This window comes from Aromatoleum evansii (assembly GCF_045689615.1).
GTDB lineage: Bacteria > Pseudomonadota > Gammaproteobacteria > Burkholderiales > Rhodocyclaceae > Aromatoleum > Aromatoleum evansii.
Genome location: NZ_CP141259.1, coordinates 3,629,422 through 3,648,437 on the forward strand (window position 1 = coordinate 3,629,422; position 19,016 = coordinate 3,648,437).

12 protein-coding genes are annotated in these 19,016 nt (G+C 68.5%); 11 read left to right on the top strand and 1 reads right to left on the bottom strand.

Going from position 1 to position 19,016, the window contains the following annotated elements; translation table 11 throughout:
• Window positions 1-369 precede the first annotated feature (369 nt).
• From U5817_RS16995 to U5817_RS17045, 11 genes are all read left to right on the top strand, one after another.
• The gene (locus tag U5817_RS16995; protein WP_169132904.1) at window positions 370-699 is read left to right on the top strand and encodes a hypothetical protein; all 330 of its coding nucleotides are present in this window, start codon (window positions 370-372) and stop codon (window positions 697-699) included.
• A 148-nt stretch (window positions 700-847) separates the two neighbouring features.
• The gene (locus U5817_RS17000) at window positions 848-3,037 is read left to right on the top strand and encodes a TonB-dependent receptor family protein (protein ID WP_407278155.1); all 2,190 of its coding nucleotides are present in this window, start codon (window positions 848-850) and stop codon (window positions 3,035-3,037) included.
• 107 nt (window positions 3,038-3,144) lie between these two features.
• Entirely contained in the window at window positions 3,145-3,579 is a 435-nt protein-coding gene (locus tag U5817_RS17005) for a DUF302 domain-containing protein (RefSeq protein ID WP_407278156.1), read from the top strand.
• Window positions 3,580-3,724: 145 nt separating this feature from the next.
• Window positions 3,725-7,768, top strand: coding sequence for an EAL domain-containing protein (locus tag U5817_RS17010; protein ID WP_407278157.1), 4,044 nt, complete (start codon window positions 3,725-3,727; stop codon window positions 7,766-7,768).
• Window positions 7,769-7,821: 53 nt separating this feature from the next.
• The gene (locus tag U5817_RS17015; RefSeq protein ID WP_407278158.1) at window positions 7,822-8,772 is read left to right on the top strand and encodes a chitosanase; all 951 of its coding nucleotides are present in this window, start codon (window positions 7,822-7,824) and stop codon (window positions 8,770-8,772) included.
• Window positions 8,773-8,977: 205 nt separating this feature from the next.
• Window positions 8,978-9,772 carry a caspase domain-containing protein gene (locus U5817_RS17020; protein ID WP_407278159.1) on the top strand — a complete coding sequence of 265 codons (795 nt, stop codon included), beginning with the start codon at window positions 8,978-8,980 and terminating at the stop codon, window positions 9,770-9,772.
• Window positions 9,773-9,832: 60 nt separating this feature from the next.
• Window positions 9,833-15,676, top strand: coding sequence for a CHAT domain-containing protein (locus U5817_RS17025; protein ID WP_407278160.1), 5,844 nt, complete (start codon window positions 9,833-9,835; stop codon window positions 15,674-15,676).
• Between the two features lie 331 nt (window positions 15,677-16,007).
• Window positions 16,008-16,577 carry a carbonic anhydrase gene (locus U5817_RS17030; protein ID WP_169131805.1) on the top strand — a complete coding sequence of 190 codons (570 nt, stop codon included), beginning with the start codon at window positions 16,008-16,010 and terminating at the stop codon, window positions 16,575-16,577.
• A 147-nt stretch (window positions 16,578-16,724) separates the two neighbouring features.
• Window positions 16,725-17,165, top strand: a complete 441-nt coding sequence (locus tag U5817_RS17035) for an Hsp20/alpha crystallin family protein (protein ID WP_407278161.1) — start codon at window positions 16,725-16,727, stop codon at window positions 17,163-17,165.
• A gap of 13 nt (window positions 17,166-17,178) precedes the next feature.
• Entirely contained in the window at window positions 17,179-17,559 is a 381-nt protein-coding gene (locus tag U5817_RS17040; RefSeq protein WP_407278162.1) for an Hsp20/alpha crystallin family protein, read from the top strand.
• Window positions 17,560-17,838: 279 nt separating this feature from the next.
• A complete protein-coding gene (locus U5817_RS17045; protein WP_407278163.1) occupies window positions 17,839-18,660 on the top strand; it encodes a mechanosensitive ion channel family protein in 822 nt (273 codons plus the stop codon).
• 39 nt (window positions 18,661-18,699) lie between these two features.
• On the opposite strand, the gene U5817_RS17050 is transcribed toward U5817_RS17045, so the two are convergent.
• Window positions 18,700-18,951 carry an acyl carrier protein gene (locus U5817_RS17050; protein WP_407278164.1) on the bottom strand — a complete coding sequence of 84 codons (252 nt, stop codon included), beginning with the start codon at window positions 18,949-18,951 and terminating at the stop codon, window positions 18,700-18,702.
• Window positions 18,952-19,016: the final 65 nt, after the last annotated feature.

Genomic DNA, 19,016 nt, shown 5'->3' on the forward strand with positions numbered 1-19,016 from the left:
GGTGCGTTGTATTCAGAATTCGCTAACACACGGCCGAGTGTATTCTGAATTCAGTAAATGTCAACGGGCGAGATCCCGGGCACGCCCTGCATCGCCTTGCCCGCACGCTCGTTCGGGCAGAAATGCCCCTGCGGACCTTACCGTCGCCCCATCCGTAACAAGCTTCCGCGACGCGGAGACAAGCCACTTCCCACGGGCTATAAATCAAGTGTCGGCTGCGCAATCAAACGGGATGAAGGCTCCCCCGGCATCGCTCAGCCGGCTGCATGCAGTTTGCGGCTGACTTCCGCCCCGCTGCCGCCCCCGGCGAGTGGAACGGACGGGGGTCTCCGTCGATCCGACCTGGAAATGCAGCCCCTGGAGAGAGTGATGCTTCCACGTTCCGATGACGCCCCGCGCCGCGAGCCCCTGCCGCATCGCTGGCATGTGCTGCAGATGCTGCGGTCCATGCATGCGGGGCATCCGTTCATCCACTTGTGGGATCTCTCCTGTCTCACGCATCTCGAAGGTGCGCCCATGGCGGTGCATTACTTCGGCTTCCTCGAGCGCAACGGTTACATCGTGCCCTGCGCGAAGGAAGGGACGCGCGCGCACTATTACACCCTGTCCGCCGACGGAGTCGCCCTTTACGAGGCGGGGGAGCGTTGGTGGCGCACCTTGCGCTGGCCGCAGAAGTATTTCGTGATCTGGTACGGCTGAGGCCGCACCCGGCGGCGATCCGCCCGGACGATCTCATGATTTTCTGTAGGTCGATTCCGCGGACTTAAGGACGCGGGACTGTGCGCGGATCCTTAAAGTTGGTACAAACGCCACACGCGGCGTACTCCAACCGACAGGATCCGGAAACATGTTCGCTTCCACCCGCAATTCGCCCGCAGCCTCCCTGCATACCCGGCTTCGGCCCCTTCCCCTGGCGCTGCTCGCCTGTGTGGGAGCATCCCATGCGCTTGCCGCGGAGCCGACCCCGACGCTGAATCCGGTGGTCGTGACCGGCAGCCGCGTCGAGGCCGAAAGCTTCGACCTGCCCTTCTCGGTGGACGCGGTCGATATGCAGGCGGTGCAGGCGGGCAATCTCGGCGTGAACGCGTCGGAGGCGCTCGCGGGGGTGCCGGGGCTGGTGGTGCAGAACCGCCAGAACTACGCCCAGGACCTGCAGATTTCGGTGCGCGGCTTCGGCAGCCGGGCGGCCTTCGGCGTGCGCGGCGTGAAGCTGATCGCCGACGGCATTCCCGCCAGCACGCCGGACGGCCAGGGCCAGGCGGCGACCTTCAATCTCGACACGGCCGAACGCATCGAGGTCATGCGCGGCCCCTTCTCCACCGTGTACGGCAACCATGCCGGGGGCGTGATCCAGCTGTTCTCGCGCGACCCGAAGGGTGCGCCGACGGTGCGCGGCGGGGTGCTGGGCGGTTCGTGGGGCACGACCAAGGTCGATATCGGTGCGGAGGGCGAGAAGAACGGCGTGGGTTATGTCGTGGATGCGTCGCGCTTCGATACCGACGGTTACCGCGACCACAGCGCCGCAACGCGCGACCAGCTCTTCGGCAAGCTGGTGTTCCGGCCCGATCAGGAAAGCAAGTTGACGCTGGTGGCGAACGCGCTGCGGCAGGACGACACGGATGACCCGCTGGGAATCAAGTGGGAGACGTTCCGCGACGATCCGCGCGACGGCGAAATCGACCAGAACGATCCGCAGACGCCCAAGCGCACGGTCGCGGAACGCTTCGACACGCGCAAGAGCATCGACCACCGCCAGGGCGGCGCGACCTACGAGCGGCGCTTCGGTGCGGGGCGCTTGCAGCTCTCGGCCTATGCGGGCGAGCGCAGCGTGATTCAATATCAGGCGATTCCCCGAGCACCGCAACTGGCACCGCGCCACTCGGGCGGGGTGATCGATTTCGACCGCAGCTTCCACGGCCTCGGTGCGCGCTGGACCCATACGCTCGCGGCCGGGCCGGGTGAACTGACTCTCACGGGCGGAATGGACTACGACCGCTCGGAGGATGCGCGCAAGGGCTATCAGAACTTCCTTTCCAGCAACCCCAATGTATTCGGCGTGAAAGGCGCCCTGCGCCGCGACGAGACCGACACCGTGACCAGCGTCGATCCGTATGTGCAGGCGAGCTGGAAGCTCGAGAAGTGGACGCTGCAGGCCGGGCTGCGCCACAGCGACGTGAAGTTCGAGGTGGACGACAAGTACATCGTGACGAACAACCCCGACGACAGTGGCGACGTACGCTACCGCAAGACGACCCCGGCGCTGGGCGTCGTCTATCACCTGAGCCCGGTCGTGAACCTTTACGCGAGCGCCGCGCGCGGCTTCGAGACACCGACGCTGACGGAACTCTCCTATTCCGGCACGACCTCCACAGACGGTTTCAATTTCGGCCTGAAGCCCGCCACCAGCAAGCAGTATGAGCTCGGAGCGAAGGCCTTCGTGGGCGAGAACACGCGCATGAATGTCGCGGTTTTTGAAATCCGCACCAAGGACGAACTGGTGGTCGACACCGCAGCCGGCGGGCGCACGGTGTTCAAGAACGCGGGCTCGACCCTGCGCCAGGGCGTCGAGTTTGCGGCCGATACGGAGTTCTCGCGCAACTGGCGAGGAAAGCTGTCGGTGACGCGCCTGCACGCGATCTACGACGAGGATTTCATCACCGGGCGATCGCCCAACGAGAAACTCGTGAAGGACGGCAAGCGCATCCCTGGCATCCCCGCACTGTCGGCCTACGCCGAGTTGGAATGGAAGCCGCGCGAAGGTCTGGCGACGGCTGTCGAAGTCCTGCACCGGGGCAAAGTCTACGTCGAGGATACGAACACCAAGCGCACCGCGCCGGGTTACACGCTGGCCAACCTGCGCCTGACTGCCGAGCAGCGTTCGGGGCACTGGACCTTCCAGGAAATGGTGCGCGTGGATAACCTGTTCGACAAGGAACACGTCGCCTCGGTGATCGTCGGCGACGGCAACGACCGCTTCTATGAACCCGGCCCGACCCGCAGCGTGTATGCGGGCATCAAGACGAGCTACCGATTCTGACCGGCCACGCACTCCTCCTTCGCGGCGTCCTGATCCGTCACGGCGACCGCATCCGCCCTGCCCGGCTCGTTCGGGCGGGGCTCGTTTTCTTTGTCGCCGCCCTGCTCATGGCCGGCGCCGCGGTGCGGGCCGCGGACGAGGTCATCGTGCGCGAGCTGCAGCCGCTCGCCTACGCAGACGCCCGTGCAGCCCTGCTCGACGCGTTCGTCGATGAGGGGCTGGCTCCGCCGGCGGTGAGCCAGTTCGGCGAGATGCTCGCGCGCACGGCGCCGGATCTCGGCCATCGCGCGGACTTCTACGGCGAGGCCGAGATCTTTTCCTTCTGCAGCGCGCAGGTGTCGGGCCGGATGATCGCCGAGGACGTGCGCAACATCGCGCTGTGCCCGATGACGGTGGCGCTGTACACGCTGCCCGGCCGGCCGCGCACGGTATTCCTGGCCGCGCGGCCGCCGGCGCTGCAATCGCCCTCCGGCGAATTCGCGCGCGCCCTGCTGCGCCGCATCGTGGAGCGCACCGTCGACAACGCAGGGCAGAGGCGCTGATTGCCGCTCGCTGCGAGGCGGCAGCCATCTCCGCCCCGCGTTTCGTGAGAAATTGAGTGCCCCGCCGTCATTTCGGCATCTCCCTGTCACCGTAATAAGTTAGATTTGCCGGGTTCGGTCATTCCCCCAGCGAATCAGGTGGCGTGTGAAAGCTCCGCAGCTCAACCGGGTCGTGCTCATCGCGTACGCCGCAGTGATCGGGCTGGCGGGGTTCGGCTTCTACGAGCTGTGGTCCTTCCGCGTCGCCGCGGCGCTGCGTCTTTCGGGGGAGAGCCTGCAGGCGATGAGCGGCGCGCTCGATGCCACGGCGAAGTCCGCAACCGACCACGTCGCGATCCTGCGGGTGGAGGCGGAGCGCGCGATGCGCGACGAGGTCGTCCATGCACGCAGCCCGCTGCGCAAGGCCTTCGCGACATTCCCCGAGCCCGGCCTGTTCGCCACGACGCGCGTTCCCGAGGATGTACCGCCCGGCCTCGGTGCCTACGTCTTCGGTCGCGGCGACCCCGCAGCCCTCCCCGCACCGATGGAGCGCGAGATCGAAGTCGCGCTGCACCTGATCCCGGTGTTCCAGCGCGTGCGCGAGAACGTCCCCCAGGCGGCCTGGGTGTATTACACGTCGCGCGCGGGCTTCGTCAGCGTCTACCCGCTGGATGCACAATGGAAGTACCTGTGGTGGCGCGACGAGATGCTCACCCACCCTGTCGTCACGCGGGCCGCACCCGAGAACAATCCGGAGCGGGCGCTGAAGTGGAGCGAGGCTTACGTCGACGAAGCCGGCAAGGGCATCATGAGTTCGGTGACCGCACCGGTCTACGATTCAGCCGGCCACTTCCGCGCCATCGTCGCGCTCGACATCACGCTCGACACACTGAACGGCTACCTCGCCGGCCCCGGGATGGAGATCGGCCGGATTTTCGTCGCCAACGAACAGGGCCAGCTGATCGCCGACCCCGAGGTGGTGAAACCGGGGGATTCGGAGGTCCGCCTCGTCGACCGCACGCTTCCACGCGAGCTGTCGGGCAGCTTGCCGGATCTCGTCGATGGCGCGCAGTCGGGCTACAGGGAGCATGAGGGCTGGCTGCTGGCGGGCGTACGCCTGAACAGCGCGCCATGGACGGTGTATCACGTGGTGGATCGCTCGACCCTGGGCCGGACCACGCTGCTGCACATGCACGTCGAGATCATTGCGCTGCTGCTGATCGTGCTGGCCGGCGTGCTGCTCGAGCAGCGCCGCCGCGCGGCGCACCGGCTGCGGCTGTTCAAGGTGGCGGTCGATGCGAGCACCTCGGGCATCGTCATTACCGACCGCTCGGCGGCAATCGAATATACGAACCCGGCGTTCACGCGCATCACCGGCTACCCCGCGGACGAGGCGGTCGGGCGGACGCCGGCATTGTTCCGCTCCGGCAAGACGCCGCGCGAGGTGTATGCGGACCTGTGGAACGTGATCCTGCGGGGCGACAGCTGGCAGGGCGAGTTGCTCAACCGGCGCAAGGACGGCGAGCTGTACTGGAGCGACCTGCGCATCGCGCCCATCCTCTCCCCCGGCGGCGAACCCCATCAGTTCGTCGGCGTGATGAACGACGTCTCCGGGCAGAAGGAGGCGATGCAGGCGCTGGTCGACAGCGAGACGTACAACAAGACCCTGTTCGAGCATTCGCACATCGCGCAGGTGATCCTCGACCCCGGCACGCGCCGCTTCATCGACTGCAACGACGCCGCGGCGGCCCTGTGCGGCTACCCGGACCGGCGCAGCATGATCGGCCGCTCCCCGCTCAACCTCGCCGCGCCGGTGCAGCCGGACGGGCGCCCGTCGGGCGAGGCCGGCAACGAGCAGCTCGCGCGCTGCCTGGACACGCGCGTGAGCGTGTTCGAGTGGCGCAACCGCCGCCCGGACGGCGAGGAGTGGGACGCCGAGATCCGCTGCATGAGCTTCCGCCACGGCGACCGAACGCTGCTGCAGTTGAGCATGCAGGACATCACCGAGCGCAAGCGCTTCGAGACCCGCATGAAACAGGCGATGGTGGTGTTCAACGCGTCGAACCAGGGAATCATGACCACCGACGCGAACGCGAAGATCACGGCAATCAATCCGGCCTTCACCGCGATCACCGGTTACGCCGCCGACGAGGTTCTGGGACGCCGGCCATCGCTGCTCTCTTCCGGGCGCCACGACGCGACCTTTTACGCGAACATGTGGGATTCGCTGACCCACAAGGGCCTGTGGGAATCCGAGATCTGGAACCGGCGCAAGAACGGCGATATCTACCCGCAGTGGCAGACGATCTCCGCGATCTATGACGACCGCGGCAAGATCGCGGGATTCATCTCGCTGTTCAACGACATCACCCAGCGCAAGCAGCAGGAAGAAGCGATCTGGCGCCAGGCCAACTTTGACCCGCTCACCGGCCTCGCCAACCGCAGCCTGCTGCAGGACCGCCTCGACCAGGCGATGACGCACGCGCGGCGCTACCGCACCCGGGTGGGCCTGCTGTTCCTCGACCTGGACGGTTTCAAGTGGATCAACGACACGCTGGGGCATGACACCGGCGACGAACTGCTGGTCGAAGTCGCGCGCCGCCTGACCTTCTGCGTGCGCGAGCAGGACACCGTGGCGCGCTTCGGCGGCGACGAGTTCACGATCGTCGTGCATGACCTCGCCGAGCCCGAGGACCTGAACGCGATCGCCGAGAAGATCGTCAGCGTGCTGCGCGATCCGTTCTCGCTGGGCGGCATGCAGCACCGCATGTCGGGCAGCGTCGGCATCACCGTTTACCCGGACGACGGCGACGACGTGCAGACGCTGTTCCGCAACGCCGACATCGCGATGTACAAGTCCAAGCAGGCCGGCAAGAACCGCTTCCAGTTCTACGCCCGCGAGATGCAGAGCGACGCGCTGGCGCGACTGAAGCTCGAGGCGGACCTGCGCACGGCGCTCGAGCAGCAGGCCTTCTCGCTGCACTACCAGCCCATCGTCGATGCCGACAGCGGCGAACTGGTCGGCGCCGAGGCCCTGATCCGCTGGACCCACCCCGAGCGCGGCGCGGTGTCGCCGCTGGAGTTCATCCCCGTGGCCGAGGACAGCGGCCTCATCATCGGCATCGGCGAATGGGCGCTGCGCGAGGCCGCGCGCCAGTCCCGGGCGTGGCGCGAACAGGGGCACGGGACGCTGCGGCTGGCGGTGAACATGTCCGGCGTGCAGTTCCGCGAAGCGGGGCTGCCCGACCTGGTCGCCGGCGTGCTGAACGAGTTCGGCATGGACCGCGGCAGCCTCATGGTCGAGATCACCGAATCGGTGCTGATGGGCGGCAGCGAATCGATGGAGGCGCGCATGCGCGACATCAAGGCGCTGGGCATCGGCTACGCGCTGGACGACTTCGGCACCGGCTTCTCGTCGCTGTCCTATCTCAAGCGCTTCCCCGTCGACATCGTCAAGATCGACCGCAGCTTCATCAACGACTGCCCGGACGACCGCAACGACGCGCATCTCGTCGAGGCGATCATCAACATGGCGCACAGCCTCGGGCTGCACGTCACCGCGGAAGGCGTCGAGACCGTGGAACAGGTGAGCTTCCTGCGCGAGCTCGGCTGCGACTTCCTGCAGGGCTACCTCATCGGCAAGCCGCTGCCGGCGGAGGCGTTCGAGGCGATGCTGCAGAAGCACTTCCTGCTGGCCTCGGTCGACGACCTCGGCCCGGAAGAGTCGCGCCTGCTCACCGCGCTGCGGCGCGACGACCTCGACATCGACGCATGGCTGCGCCGGCTGCTCGGCGAACGCTCGCCCGACCTGGCCGCGTTCCTGGAACGGGAAGAATGGAGGCGGCACGGACTGGACCTGAAGCAGGCCATCGAGGCCCACCTCAACTGGCGCAAGCGGCTCAACGCCTACGTCAGCGGGCGATCCAGCGCCGACGCGCTGGACGATGCCGAAGCCAGCTCGACGAGCCTGTGCCAGCTGGGCCGCTGGATAGACCGCAACGACGCCCTGCCCACCGATCGCCTTGCGCACCTGACACGCATGCACAGGGACTTCCACAAGCTGGCGGGCCAGATCGTGGCCGACTATAACCATGGCTATCAGGCCTCGGCACGCCGCGCGCTCGCCGGCCTGAAGTTCCGCACGGCATCGCGCGACCTGGTGATCGCGCTGATCGATTGTTTCGACGACCGGAGCAGCCCGGACGCCTGAGCACCATCCCCATCCCTTACCCGCGAGTTTCCCCGACGACAGGAGTCGAGTCCATGCTGACAGCCACGCAGAAGAAGACCGCCGAGAGCATCGTCAATCTTTTCGAGACCGGCCAGGTGCTGGGGGACTACGGCATGGTCACGATCATCCGCGGCGACACCGGCCACCTCACCTACGGTCGCTCGCAGACGACGCTCGGCTCGGGCAACCTCGCCAAGCTGCTGCGCCAGTACTGCACGGCGCCCGGCGCCGAATTCGCCCCGCTGCTCGAGCGCTACCTGCCGCGCTTCGATGCCGTCGACCTTGCGCTGGACAGCGACGGCGCGCTGCACAACATCCTGCGCGCCGGCGCCGACGACGCGGTGATGCGCGACGTGCAGGACGCCTTCTTCGACGAGCACTACTGGCAGCCGGCGATGCGCGCGGCCGCCCGCGAAGGCATCGCCTCGCCGCTCGGCTGCGCCGTGGTGTATGACAGCTTCGTGCATGGCGCGTGGAAGGCGATGCGCGACCGCTGCAATGCCGCGCATGGCAGCGTCGCCGCCGCAGGCGAACGGAAGTGGGTCGCCGGCTACGTGGCGACGCGGCGCGCCTGGCTCGGCGGTCACGCGCGCGCCGACCTGCGCCCCACCGTGTATCGGATGGATGCCTTCCAGCGCCTGATCGACCAGGGCTACTGGAACCTCGAGCTGCCGCTGGTCGTGCGCAACGCCGAGATCTCGCCTGCGACGCTGGCCGCCCTGCCGCCGGGCTGCTTCGACGGCCCCGCCCCGGGTTCGCGCCCGCTTGCGGTCGGCTCGCCGATCATGCGCGGGCTCGACGTGCGCCGCCTGCAGCTGGGTCTGTCGCTGCGCGGCGTCGACATCAAGGCCGACGGCCTCTTCGGCCAGACCAGCGCACGCTGCATAAAGGCCTGGCAGGCGAAGAACGGCCTGCCCGCGACCGGCGTCGCGGACATCGCGCAGGTCGCGCGCCTGTGCTCGTTCGATGACGTTACGCTTTGACAAGGTCGAGGTTTGACAAAGGGGTAAGCGGGCTCTACACAGATAATTAAACAGAATAAATGCGCGGCGCCGCCCCGTTCCGGGAGCTGCAGCCCACACACCCCGACAGCAAGGTTGCGCCCGATTCCGCCCGCATCGCCCCGGCATGCGGGCGACAGGGGCCGCCGCGGGAGGCGGGGATGCTCCACATCCGAAGGAGAATCTCATGGCAAGGCGCGCACTCTGCATCGGCATCAACAACTACCCCGGCACCGACAGCGACCTCTCCGGCTGCGTCAATGACGCCAGCGACTGGGCGGCCGCCCTCACCGAACGCGGCTTCACGGTGAACAAGCTGCTCGATTCCGCGGCGACCAAGGCGGCGATGGTGCAGGCCATCGACACCCTCGTCACGGGCGCGCTGAAGGGCGACACGATCGTGCTCACCTATTCCGGCCACGGCACCTGGCTGCCCGACACCGACGGCGACGAGCCCGATGCCCGCGACGAAGCCTTGTGCCCGTGGGACATCGACAGCGGCAACGTGCTGCTCGACGACGAACTGCACGACCTCTTCAGCCGGCGTGCCGGCGGCGTGCGCATCGTGCTGATCTCCGACAGCTGCCATTCCGGCACCGTCACGCGCGGCGACGAGAGCGATCTCGACCCTGGCATGCCGCGCGCCCGCTTCCTGCCCCCGGCCGTATGGATGAAGCGCGACGCCCTGCCCGCGGACACGGTGCGCCCGACGCGGCTGTCCGGCGGCTTCACGCGCGCCGGCGGCGATCTGCTGCTCGCGGGCTGCCTCGACACCCAGTTCAGCTGGGACACGAGCTTCAACGGCCGCCCCAATGGCGCCTTCACCTTCTATGCGCTGAAGACGCTGAAGAACCTGCCTGCGACGGCGACCTACGAGCAGTGGTTCAAGGAAATCCGCAACTACCTGCCGTCCACGCGCCTGCCGCAGGATCCGCAGATCTTCGGCACCCGCAGCGCGCGCCGCTTCAAGGTCTTCGCGTAACGCCCCGCGCCGGCCCCTCGACGGCCGGCGCGTCCTTCCCCACTGCTGCAGGAGGCCCGGATGCCGGCACCCCGCAAACCGAGCGAGCTCGTCTTCCACCTGCCGGGCACCGCGCGCGAAGCCGACGCCCTGCCCGCAGCCCTGAAGGCCGGCACGCGCGCGGCCGACACTGCGGCCCCCGATCCCTTCCTCGACGGCGTCGTCGCGGTGCAGGCCAGCTATGCGCTGAGCGCGCCGGGCCGCGACGCGGCCGCCGCGACCGACGCACGCCTGCGCGAGGACAGCCTCCTCGCGCTGGAAACGGGCGACGGCACTACCGTCTTCATCCGCGCCGACAAGCTCAGGGAAGACCTCGCACGGGTGCGCCCCGACGCCGTGCGCGCCGACGGCTCAATCGATTTTGCCGCCCTGCGCGACCCGGGCGCGGCCGCGCGCGGCATTCCCGACTGGCTGTGGTCGGGCGTATCGGTGCTCACGCTGGGGCACGACGCGATCGCCGACGCCGCGCGCGACAAGGCGCTGGAATGGCTGCAGGACTGGCTGGGCGAGCGCGCGGAGGATCTCGCCTCCGCCGGCGCGTCGTGGCTGGGGACCAAGGCGCTGATGTGGGCGATCGAGAGCCGCCTCGCGGGCGAACCGGGGCTCTACCAGTGGCGCGACGGCGACGGCCTCGGGAGTTCGGACCGCTGCGCCGCCAACGACCCGCGCCTCGCCGCGATCGGCGACGCGCCGACGCTGCTCTTCATCCACGGCACCGCCTCGCACACGCTGGGGAGCTTCAAGGATCTGCGCGCCGGCAGCGCCGCCGCCGACTGGGAACCGCTCGCCCGCCGCTTCGGCGAACGCATCTTCGGCTTCGAGCATCGCACCTTCTCGGAAAGCCCGATCGACAACGCGCTGCAACTCGCCCGCACGCTACCCGCCGGCGCCCGCCTGTCCGTCGTCACGCATTCGCGCGGCGGCCTCGTCGGCGACCTGCTGTGCCTCGCGGGCCTGAGCGACGACGCCATCGCCGCCTATCGCCACGCCCCACCGCCCAACGCGAGCGAATCCGAGCGCGAAAAGCGCCTGCGCGACCTGCTCACCGCGCGCGAGCAGGACACGCTGCGCACGCTGCGCCAGGAGCTCGCGGACAAGAACTTCCGCATCGAACGCTACGTGCGCGTCGCCTGCCCGGCGCGCGGCACGACGCTGCTCTCCGACAACCTCGATCTGTTCCTGTCCGGACTCCTGAGCCTCACCACCCGGCTCGTCGGCGCCGTGACCGGGCCGGCCGGCGGCGCGGTGCTGTCCGCATTCAAGCGCGTCGTGCTGGAGATTGCCGACAAGCGTGTCGATGCGCGCCTGGTGCCCGGCATCGAGGCGATGCTCACCGACGCCCCGATGGGGGGGCTGCTCGCCAACGCGCAGCGCAAGCAGGGCATCGCGATGGCCGTCATCAGCGGCGACATCCAGGAGACCAGCATCCTGAAACGCCTCGGCGTGATGTTCACCGACTGGATGCTGTTCGACCGCCACGACAACGACCTCGTCGTCGACACCGACTCGATGTACGCGGGCCTCGCGATGCGCAACGAGGCGCGCTACCTCTTCGACCAGGGCGCGTCGGTCAATCACTTCAGCTACTTCGCCAACCGTCACACCCGCGGCGCGCTGCGCGACTGGCTCACGAGCAACGACCCGGCGGCCCTGCCCACGTTCAGTGCCATCGCCCGCCGTCGCGAACCCGGCGCCGCCGAGGCGCGCGATCGCGCCGCCAGCCGCGCGGCATTGCGCGAGACGCCGCGTCCCGACAGTCGCCCGGTGGTGATCTTCCTGCCGGGCATCATGGGGTCGCACCTCGAGCTGCGCAAGGAAGGACGCAATGCGGGCGACGGCGACCGCGTGTGGTTCGACTTCCTCGACCTCGCGACCGGCGGCCTCGCGAAGGTTGCGATGGACCGCGCCGACGTGCGCGAGGAAGCGCTGTTCGACATGTTCTACGGCGACCTTGCCGAGCACCTCGAGGCGACGCACTGGGTGATCCGTTTTCCCTACGACTGGCGCAAGCCCATCCATGCCGCGGGCGGCGCCGCCGAGCGGCTCGCCCGCACGCTGGAACAGGCGCTCGAGACGCACCCCAACCAGCCCGTGCGCCTGCTCGCGCACAGCATGGGCGGCCTCGTGACCCGCACGATGATCGCGCAGCGCCCCGACCTGTGGGCGGAAGTCGTGCGCCGCCCTGGCGGTCGACTGGTGATGCTGGGCACGCCCAACAATGGCTCGCACCTGATGGTCGAGACCCTGCTGGGCAAGTCCGGCACGATGCGCCAGCTCGCGCGCATGGACCTCGGACACGGCATGCAGGGCGTGCTCGACATCGTCGCGGGTTTCCCCGGCGCGATGCAGCTGCTGCCGCGCCCCGGCTTCATCGACACGGGGCCGACGCTGCACGACGACTGGCTGCGCGCCCCCATCTGGCCGGCCGCCGCCAAGGCCAACCGCGACCGCTGGTTCGGCGACGGCATCGGCGGACAACCCAGCAGCGCCACGCTCGCGGCCGCGCGCGGACTCTGGGAGGGGCCCCTCGCAACGAACGATGCGCCGCAACCCGTTGAACGCGTGAGCTACGTCTTCGGCCAGGCCGAGAACACCCCCTGCGGCACCACGCTCGAAGGCGGCCAGATCAAGCTGATCGGCACCCCGCAGGGCGACGGCTCGGTGAGCTGGGCATCCGGCCGGCTCGCGAACCTGCCCGCTGAACAATACTGGTACATGCCCGTCGACCACGGCGCGCTGACCGGCACCGAGGAATACTTCCCCGCCGTCGCGGACCTGCTGCAGACCGGCACCACGAGCCGCCTCGGGCGTCTGCCCGCGACGCGCGGCGCCGCTGCCCCGACCGCGACTTACGACGCCCCGCCACCCGTGCTGCCGACCGAGGAGGAACTCGCCTGCAGCCTCGTCGGCACGCGGCCGCGACGGCGTCGTCCCGTCGCCGCGATCCATCCCCTGCAGGTGTCCGTCAGCGCGATGGACCTGCGCTTCGCACGCCAGCCCATCCTGTGCGGCCACTACCAGGGCGACGGGATCGCCGGCGCCGAGGCCGCGATCAACGACGCGCTGGTCGACGGCGCCCTGCGCCAGCGCGAGCGGCTCGGCGTGTATGCGGGCGATATCGGCTCGGCGGCCATCGTGCTGCAGGCGCGCAACAGGGAAGACCGCCTGCGCGGTACCGGGCGCGGCGCCGTGATCGTCGGCCTCGGGCGCTTCGGCGAGCTGTCCGCCGCCGACATCGTCGAGACCGTGCGTGCCGGCGTCCTGCGCTACCTGCTCCACTCGCACGACCGCCAGGGCACCGAGGGCCACGGCGAGGACGAAGGGGCGAGCGAGCTCACGCTCGCGAGCCTGCTGATCGGCTACAACTCCACCGCCCACATCAGCGTCGACGACTCCATCGAATCCATCGTGCGCGGCGTGCTCGCCGCCAACCACCAGTTCGCCGATGCGATGCCGCTGACGCGGCTGCGGGTGGCACGTCTCGAACTGATCGAACTCTTCATGGACACCGCGATCAGCGCCGCACGCGCGGTGCGCCAGCTCCCCGAGCGCATGGCCGGCGACCTGCGCCGCCTGGAGTCGCGCATCGAGGTCGCCGAACAGCTCAACGAGGGCGAAGGCGCCCGGCCGCGCCTGTCGGTGTTCGCGCCCTTCGGCTACTGGCCGCGCATGCTCGTCACCGCGGATGACGGCCCCGCGGACGGCAGTGGGCAGGCTGCGGCGGGCGGCAGTCGCGCGATCGCCGCACGCCTGAAATACGTCTTCCTGTCCGAACGCGCACGCGCCGAAAGCGTCCTGCACCAGCGCCAGCCCGGCCTCATCGAGGCGCTGGTGCGCAACGCGATCACCCAGGATCACTACAACGCCGACCTGTCGCGCACGCTGTTCCAGCTGATGGTGCCGCTGGACTTCAAGGCCGCAGCGCGCGAGGCGGAACAACTCGTCCTGGTCGTCGACGGCTACACCGCGAACCTGCCCTGGGAGATGCTGCAGGCCGACGAGCAGCCGATGGCGCTCAACACGGCGATCGTGCGCCAGTTCGCCTCCGGGCGCTTCCGCCGCAACCCGCTCAGCATCACGCGCAAGCTCGCGTGCGTGATCGCCAACCCCTCCACCCACGGCTATTACGCCCAGTTCGGCGATCCGTCGCGAACGCTGCCCGCACCACCGGACGACCATCTGCCCGACCTGCCCGGTGCGGCCGCCGAAGGCGCGGCGATCCGCGACCTGCTCGGAGAATGCGGCTACGAGCTCAGCTACGGCGAAGGCCTCGAGGCGCTCGACGTGTTCGCACGCCTCTTCCGCCAGCCGTGCAAGGTGCTCGTCGTCGCCGCCCACGGCGTGTTCGAGGCCACGGCGCGCGACGGCACGCAGCGCACCGGGGTCGTCCTGTCCGACGGCATGCTGCTCACCGCCGCCGAGGTGTCGCAGCTCGAAGTCGTGCCCGAACTCGTGTTCCTCAACTGCTGCCACCTCGGCGCGATGACGGCGGCGCCCGAGACGGCGAACCGCCTCGCCTACAGCATCGCATGCGAACTGATCGAGATCGGCGTGCGCTGCGTCGTCGCGGCCGGCTGGCAGGTGAATGACGAGGCCGCCCGCCTCTTCGCGACGAGCTTCTTCGAGAGCTTCGTGCGTGACGGCAAACCGTTCGGCCAGGCCGTCTTCGCCGCCCGCAAGAGCGCCTGGGAGCAGTTCCCGCAGTACAACACCTGGGGCGCCTACCAGGCTTACGGCGATCCGCACTACATGCTGGAAGCCCCCGCCGACGACGGCACGGCGCGCGTCCCCACCAACATCGTCTCGCCGGTCGACCTCGCCGACGCCCTCGCCCGCGTGCGCGTCGACCTGTCGCACCGCGCACGCGGCGTGGCCGAAGTCGCACGCCACATCGCGGCCATCCTCGCGCACGTCCCGGCGGCGTGGAAGGATCTGCCCGAAGTGCAGGCCGCCATCGGTGCGATCTATGCGGAACTCGGCAGCGAAGGCTTCGAACGCGCCTGTGCCGCCTATCGCATCGCGCTCGCCGGCGAGGACCGCAGCGGCCGCGTGCCCGTGCGCGTCGTCGAACAGCTCGCCAACCTCGAGGCACGCATGGGCGAGGCGCAGGGCGACGCCGCCCTGATCGAATCGGCCGTCGCGCGCCTCGAGAACCTCATCGCCTTGGCGAAACCCATGCCTGCCGGCACGATCCTGCCACCCAACGCCGAACGCTGCGCCCTGCTTGGCAGCGCCCTCAAGCGCGAAGCGGCCGTGCTCGCGGCGAAGGGCGGCGACTGGCCGACCGTACGCGCGCTGCTCGCGCGGGCCCGCGAGGCCTACTTCGGCGCCGAAGGCACGCCGGGCGATGCGGGTTTCGATCCCTACCTGATGATCAACCGGCTGCAGCTCGACTGGCTGCTCCTCGAAGCCGACGACGCCGCCGCGCGCAAGCGCGGCATGGATCAGGCGGCCATGTGTGCGCAGGCTGCGCGCGCGCTGTTCTCGCACAGCGGCGACTTCTTCGATGCGGTGAAGCCGGCCGACGCCGAACTCGCAGCGCGGCTGCTCGCAGGCGTGAATGCCGACGACGGGCCGGCACTCGTCCGCATCTATGAAGAGGCGATCGACAGCGTGCCGCGCAGCGCGCGCAAGTTCGACTCCGTCGTGAAGCAGATCTGCCTGCTCGCTCGCCTGGCCGCCCTGCGCGGCCACCCCGGCGATGCGATGCACGCCCGCGTGCTGGGGGAACTGGCGCGCAGCCTCGGCCAGCAGGATTGCCCCGGGCTCCTGCTGCCGGCCGTGACGCCTCCGCCGACAGCGCCAACCACGGCCGCCGGCGCGCCGCGCACGCGCGCGCGCTCGCGTCGCGCCAAACCCTCGTAAGCCGATCGTCGCCCGCTGCAGCCGGCCGGGCGATCGGCGGGATTCGCGCTTGCGTGACCTCGCAGCCGCCGAGGTTCACCGTGCGCCGCGGTGGCGGGATGCGCTGCGCTCCTCCCGCCCTACGGGAGGGCGTGCGACGGCCTCGCCCTCGCCATCGCCCCACGAGACACGTTCCGTGATTTGCCAATCACCTGAAACAAGCCTTTTGCGTCAATGAATTGGCGATATTCCCCAGCGCACATTAAATATGGTTAATGCATAACTCGAGAATGCGCCGAGGTATAACATTCCGTCCGCCTCCATCCGAACTCCATCAAAAGAACATCGAACAATGGACACTCACGACCACTGCAACTGCAGGCACGCCGCGGGCGAAGATCACTCCGGCGCCCGTCGCAATTTCCTCACGCGCGCCACGCTCGCCGCCGGCGTCGCCCTGCTCGGCACGCTCGCACAGAACCGCCCCGCACGGGCCGGGGGCCATACCGACATCCTGCTGCTCACCTGCATGGACTTCCGCCTCATGGACAGCGTCGAGCAATACATGGCGGGCCGCGGCCTCACGCACAAGTACGACCACATCGTGCTCGCCGGCGCCTCGCTCGGCGCACTGACCGACAAGTATCCGGCCTGGAACCGCACCTTCTGGGATCACCTCGCCGTCGCGATCCAGCTCCATGACGTGAAGAAGGTCGTGGTCATGGACCATCGCGACTGCGGCGCCTACAAGGCGATCCTCGGCGAGGACCTGGCGCCGGATCCCCTGCGCGAAGCCGACGTGCATCGCGACCATCTGGATCGCCTCGCCGCCGCCATCAAGGACAAGCACCCCGGCCTGCAGGTCGAGACACTGCTGATGGCACTCGACGGATCGGTCGAGACGCTCGGCAACTACGCCTGACCAGCCCCGCGGAGCCGCGCTGCGGCTCCCCCTCCTCCTTCGGCGCCGACGATCGACGCGTGGACTTGAAGTCCGGGCGGCCGCCTCTATATCCGGAAGCATGGGTGTTGCGAGCGGACGCCCGTCCCTGACCGAAGGAGGATGATGATGTTCTACCGATCCGTGTTTCCCCGCGACCTGCTGTCCGAACTGGACCGCATGCAGCGCGAGATGCAGCAGGCGTACGAGTTCTCTCCCAGCATCCGCGGTCTCGCGCGCGGCGGTTTTCCGGCGATGAACGTCGGCAACACGCCGCATTCCGTCGAGATCTACGCCTTCGCGCCCGGCATCGACCCGGCCACCATCGACGTGCAGCTCGAAAAGGGCGTGCTGACGATCGCAGGCGAACGTGCCAGCGTACTGCCGCCCAGGGAAGCCAATGCCACTGTGCATATCGACGAACGCTTCGCGGGCCGCTTCCGCCGCGTCGTGACCCTCCCGGACGACGCCGACCCCAACGCCGTGAGTGCGAAATACCGCGATGGCGTACTGCACATCAGCGTCCAGCGCCGCCAGGCTGCCCAGCCGCGCCGCATCAGCATCGAATGAGGAGGAACCGGACATGAGCGACCACACCAACGTCACCCGCAAACCCGAAGCCCCGGCCAGCGACATGGCGCTGCTGCCGCCCGTTGACGTCATCGAGGATGCGGGCGGGATCACCCTGTATGCCGACCTGCCGGGCGTGCCGAAGGACAAGCTGAACCTGCAGGTCGAAGGCGACACGCTGACGATCGAGGGCGAGATCAGCCTCACGGCGCCCGAGGGCATGGAATCGTCGCACGCCGAAGTGAGCCTGCCACGCTATCGCCGCATGTTCACGCTGTCGAAGGAACTGGACGCGAACAAGGTCTCGGCCGAATTCAACCAGGGCGCGCTGAAGCTGCGCATCCCCAAGGCCGAACACGCGCAGCCGCGCAGGATCGAGATCGCGGTGCAGTAAGGTATTACCCGCGAAGACTTCCCCCCACGAAGACTTCCCCCCGCAACGCCGGCCCGTCCCGGGTGAGCCATCGCCCGGCTCGGGCCGGCGTCATGTCTGCACACCTCACGCTCTCCCGCCCGCATTCACGGCTACGCACGGACGGCCATGCATACGTCCCATGACGTTTGACCGTGCATTTGCAATATTTCCGGTCTAGTCTTGTTGCATGACGCACACGACATCTCGTGAATTCGAGGTGCCGTCCCCACTTCCCGTCACCCGACCCGGAGCATTGCCATGGAACAGATGGACACGTACGGCCAGCTCGCCGCGACCTACGCCACCGACATCGGTCTGAAGGTCGTCGCGGCGATCATCTTCTGGATCGTCGGCCGCTGGCTGATCGGCCTCGCCGGACGCCTGCTGCAGCAGGCGATGGAACGCCAGAAGGTGGACCCGACGCTGATGCGCTACGTCGGCAGCTTTCTCTCGGTGACCCTGAACATCATCCTGGTCGTCGCCATCCTCGGCTACTTCGGCGTGCAGACCACCACCTTCGCCGCCCTGGTCGCCGGTATCGGCGTCGCAATCGGCGCGGCCTGGGGCGGACTGCTCGGCAACCTCGCCGCGGGCATCTTCGTCGTGGTGCTGCGCCCGTTCAAGGTCGGCGACTTCATCAGCGCGGCCGGCGTCACCGGCACCGTGAAGGAGATCGGCCTGTTCGCCACGGCGATCAACACCCCCGACAATGTCATGACCCTGGTTGGCAATGGAAAAGTGTTCGGCGACACGATCCAGAACTTCACCGCCAACCCCTATCGCCGCGTCGAGCTCAAATGCCAGCTCGCCGGCAGCGCGGACCACCTCACCGCGATGCAACTGCTGCGCGAAAAGCTCCTCGCCGTGCCGAACGTCCTCGCCGAGCCTGCACCGGAGGTCGACATCCTCGAATTCAACCTCGTCGGCCCGGTGCTCGCCGTGCGCCCCTTCTGCCACAACGACCACTACTGGCAGGTGTACTTCGACGGCAACCGCGTCATCCGCGAGACCCTTGCGGCAGCCGGCTTCCCGGCGCCGATGCCGGCGCAGGTGGTGATCATGCAGCAGCCGGGCGCCTGAACGCCTGGCGGTGCGGGGGCGGTGTGACCCCTGCCGCCACTAGCCGAGCTTCGCGCGCAGATAGTCGAGCAGGTTCCCCAGCGTCACGAGGCGGCCGTAGTCCGCCTCGGGGATGCTCACCTTCAGCTGATCGCTGATCCCGATCAGGAAGTTGAGCCAGTCCATCGAATCGAGGTCGACCTGCTGGCGCAGCGGGCGATCGTCGCGCAACTCGTCCGCCTCGACCTCGGGCGCGATGCCACGCAGGATCGCGATCACGTTCGCGCGCAGCTCCGGGTATTTTTCGGTCATTGCGTTCTCCCTTTTCCTTTAGCGGGACGCCGGACAATTACACGCTCCCGTAGGGCGGGAGGAGC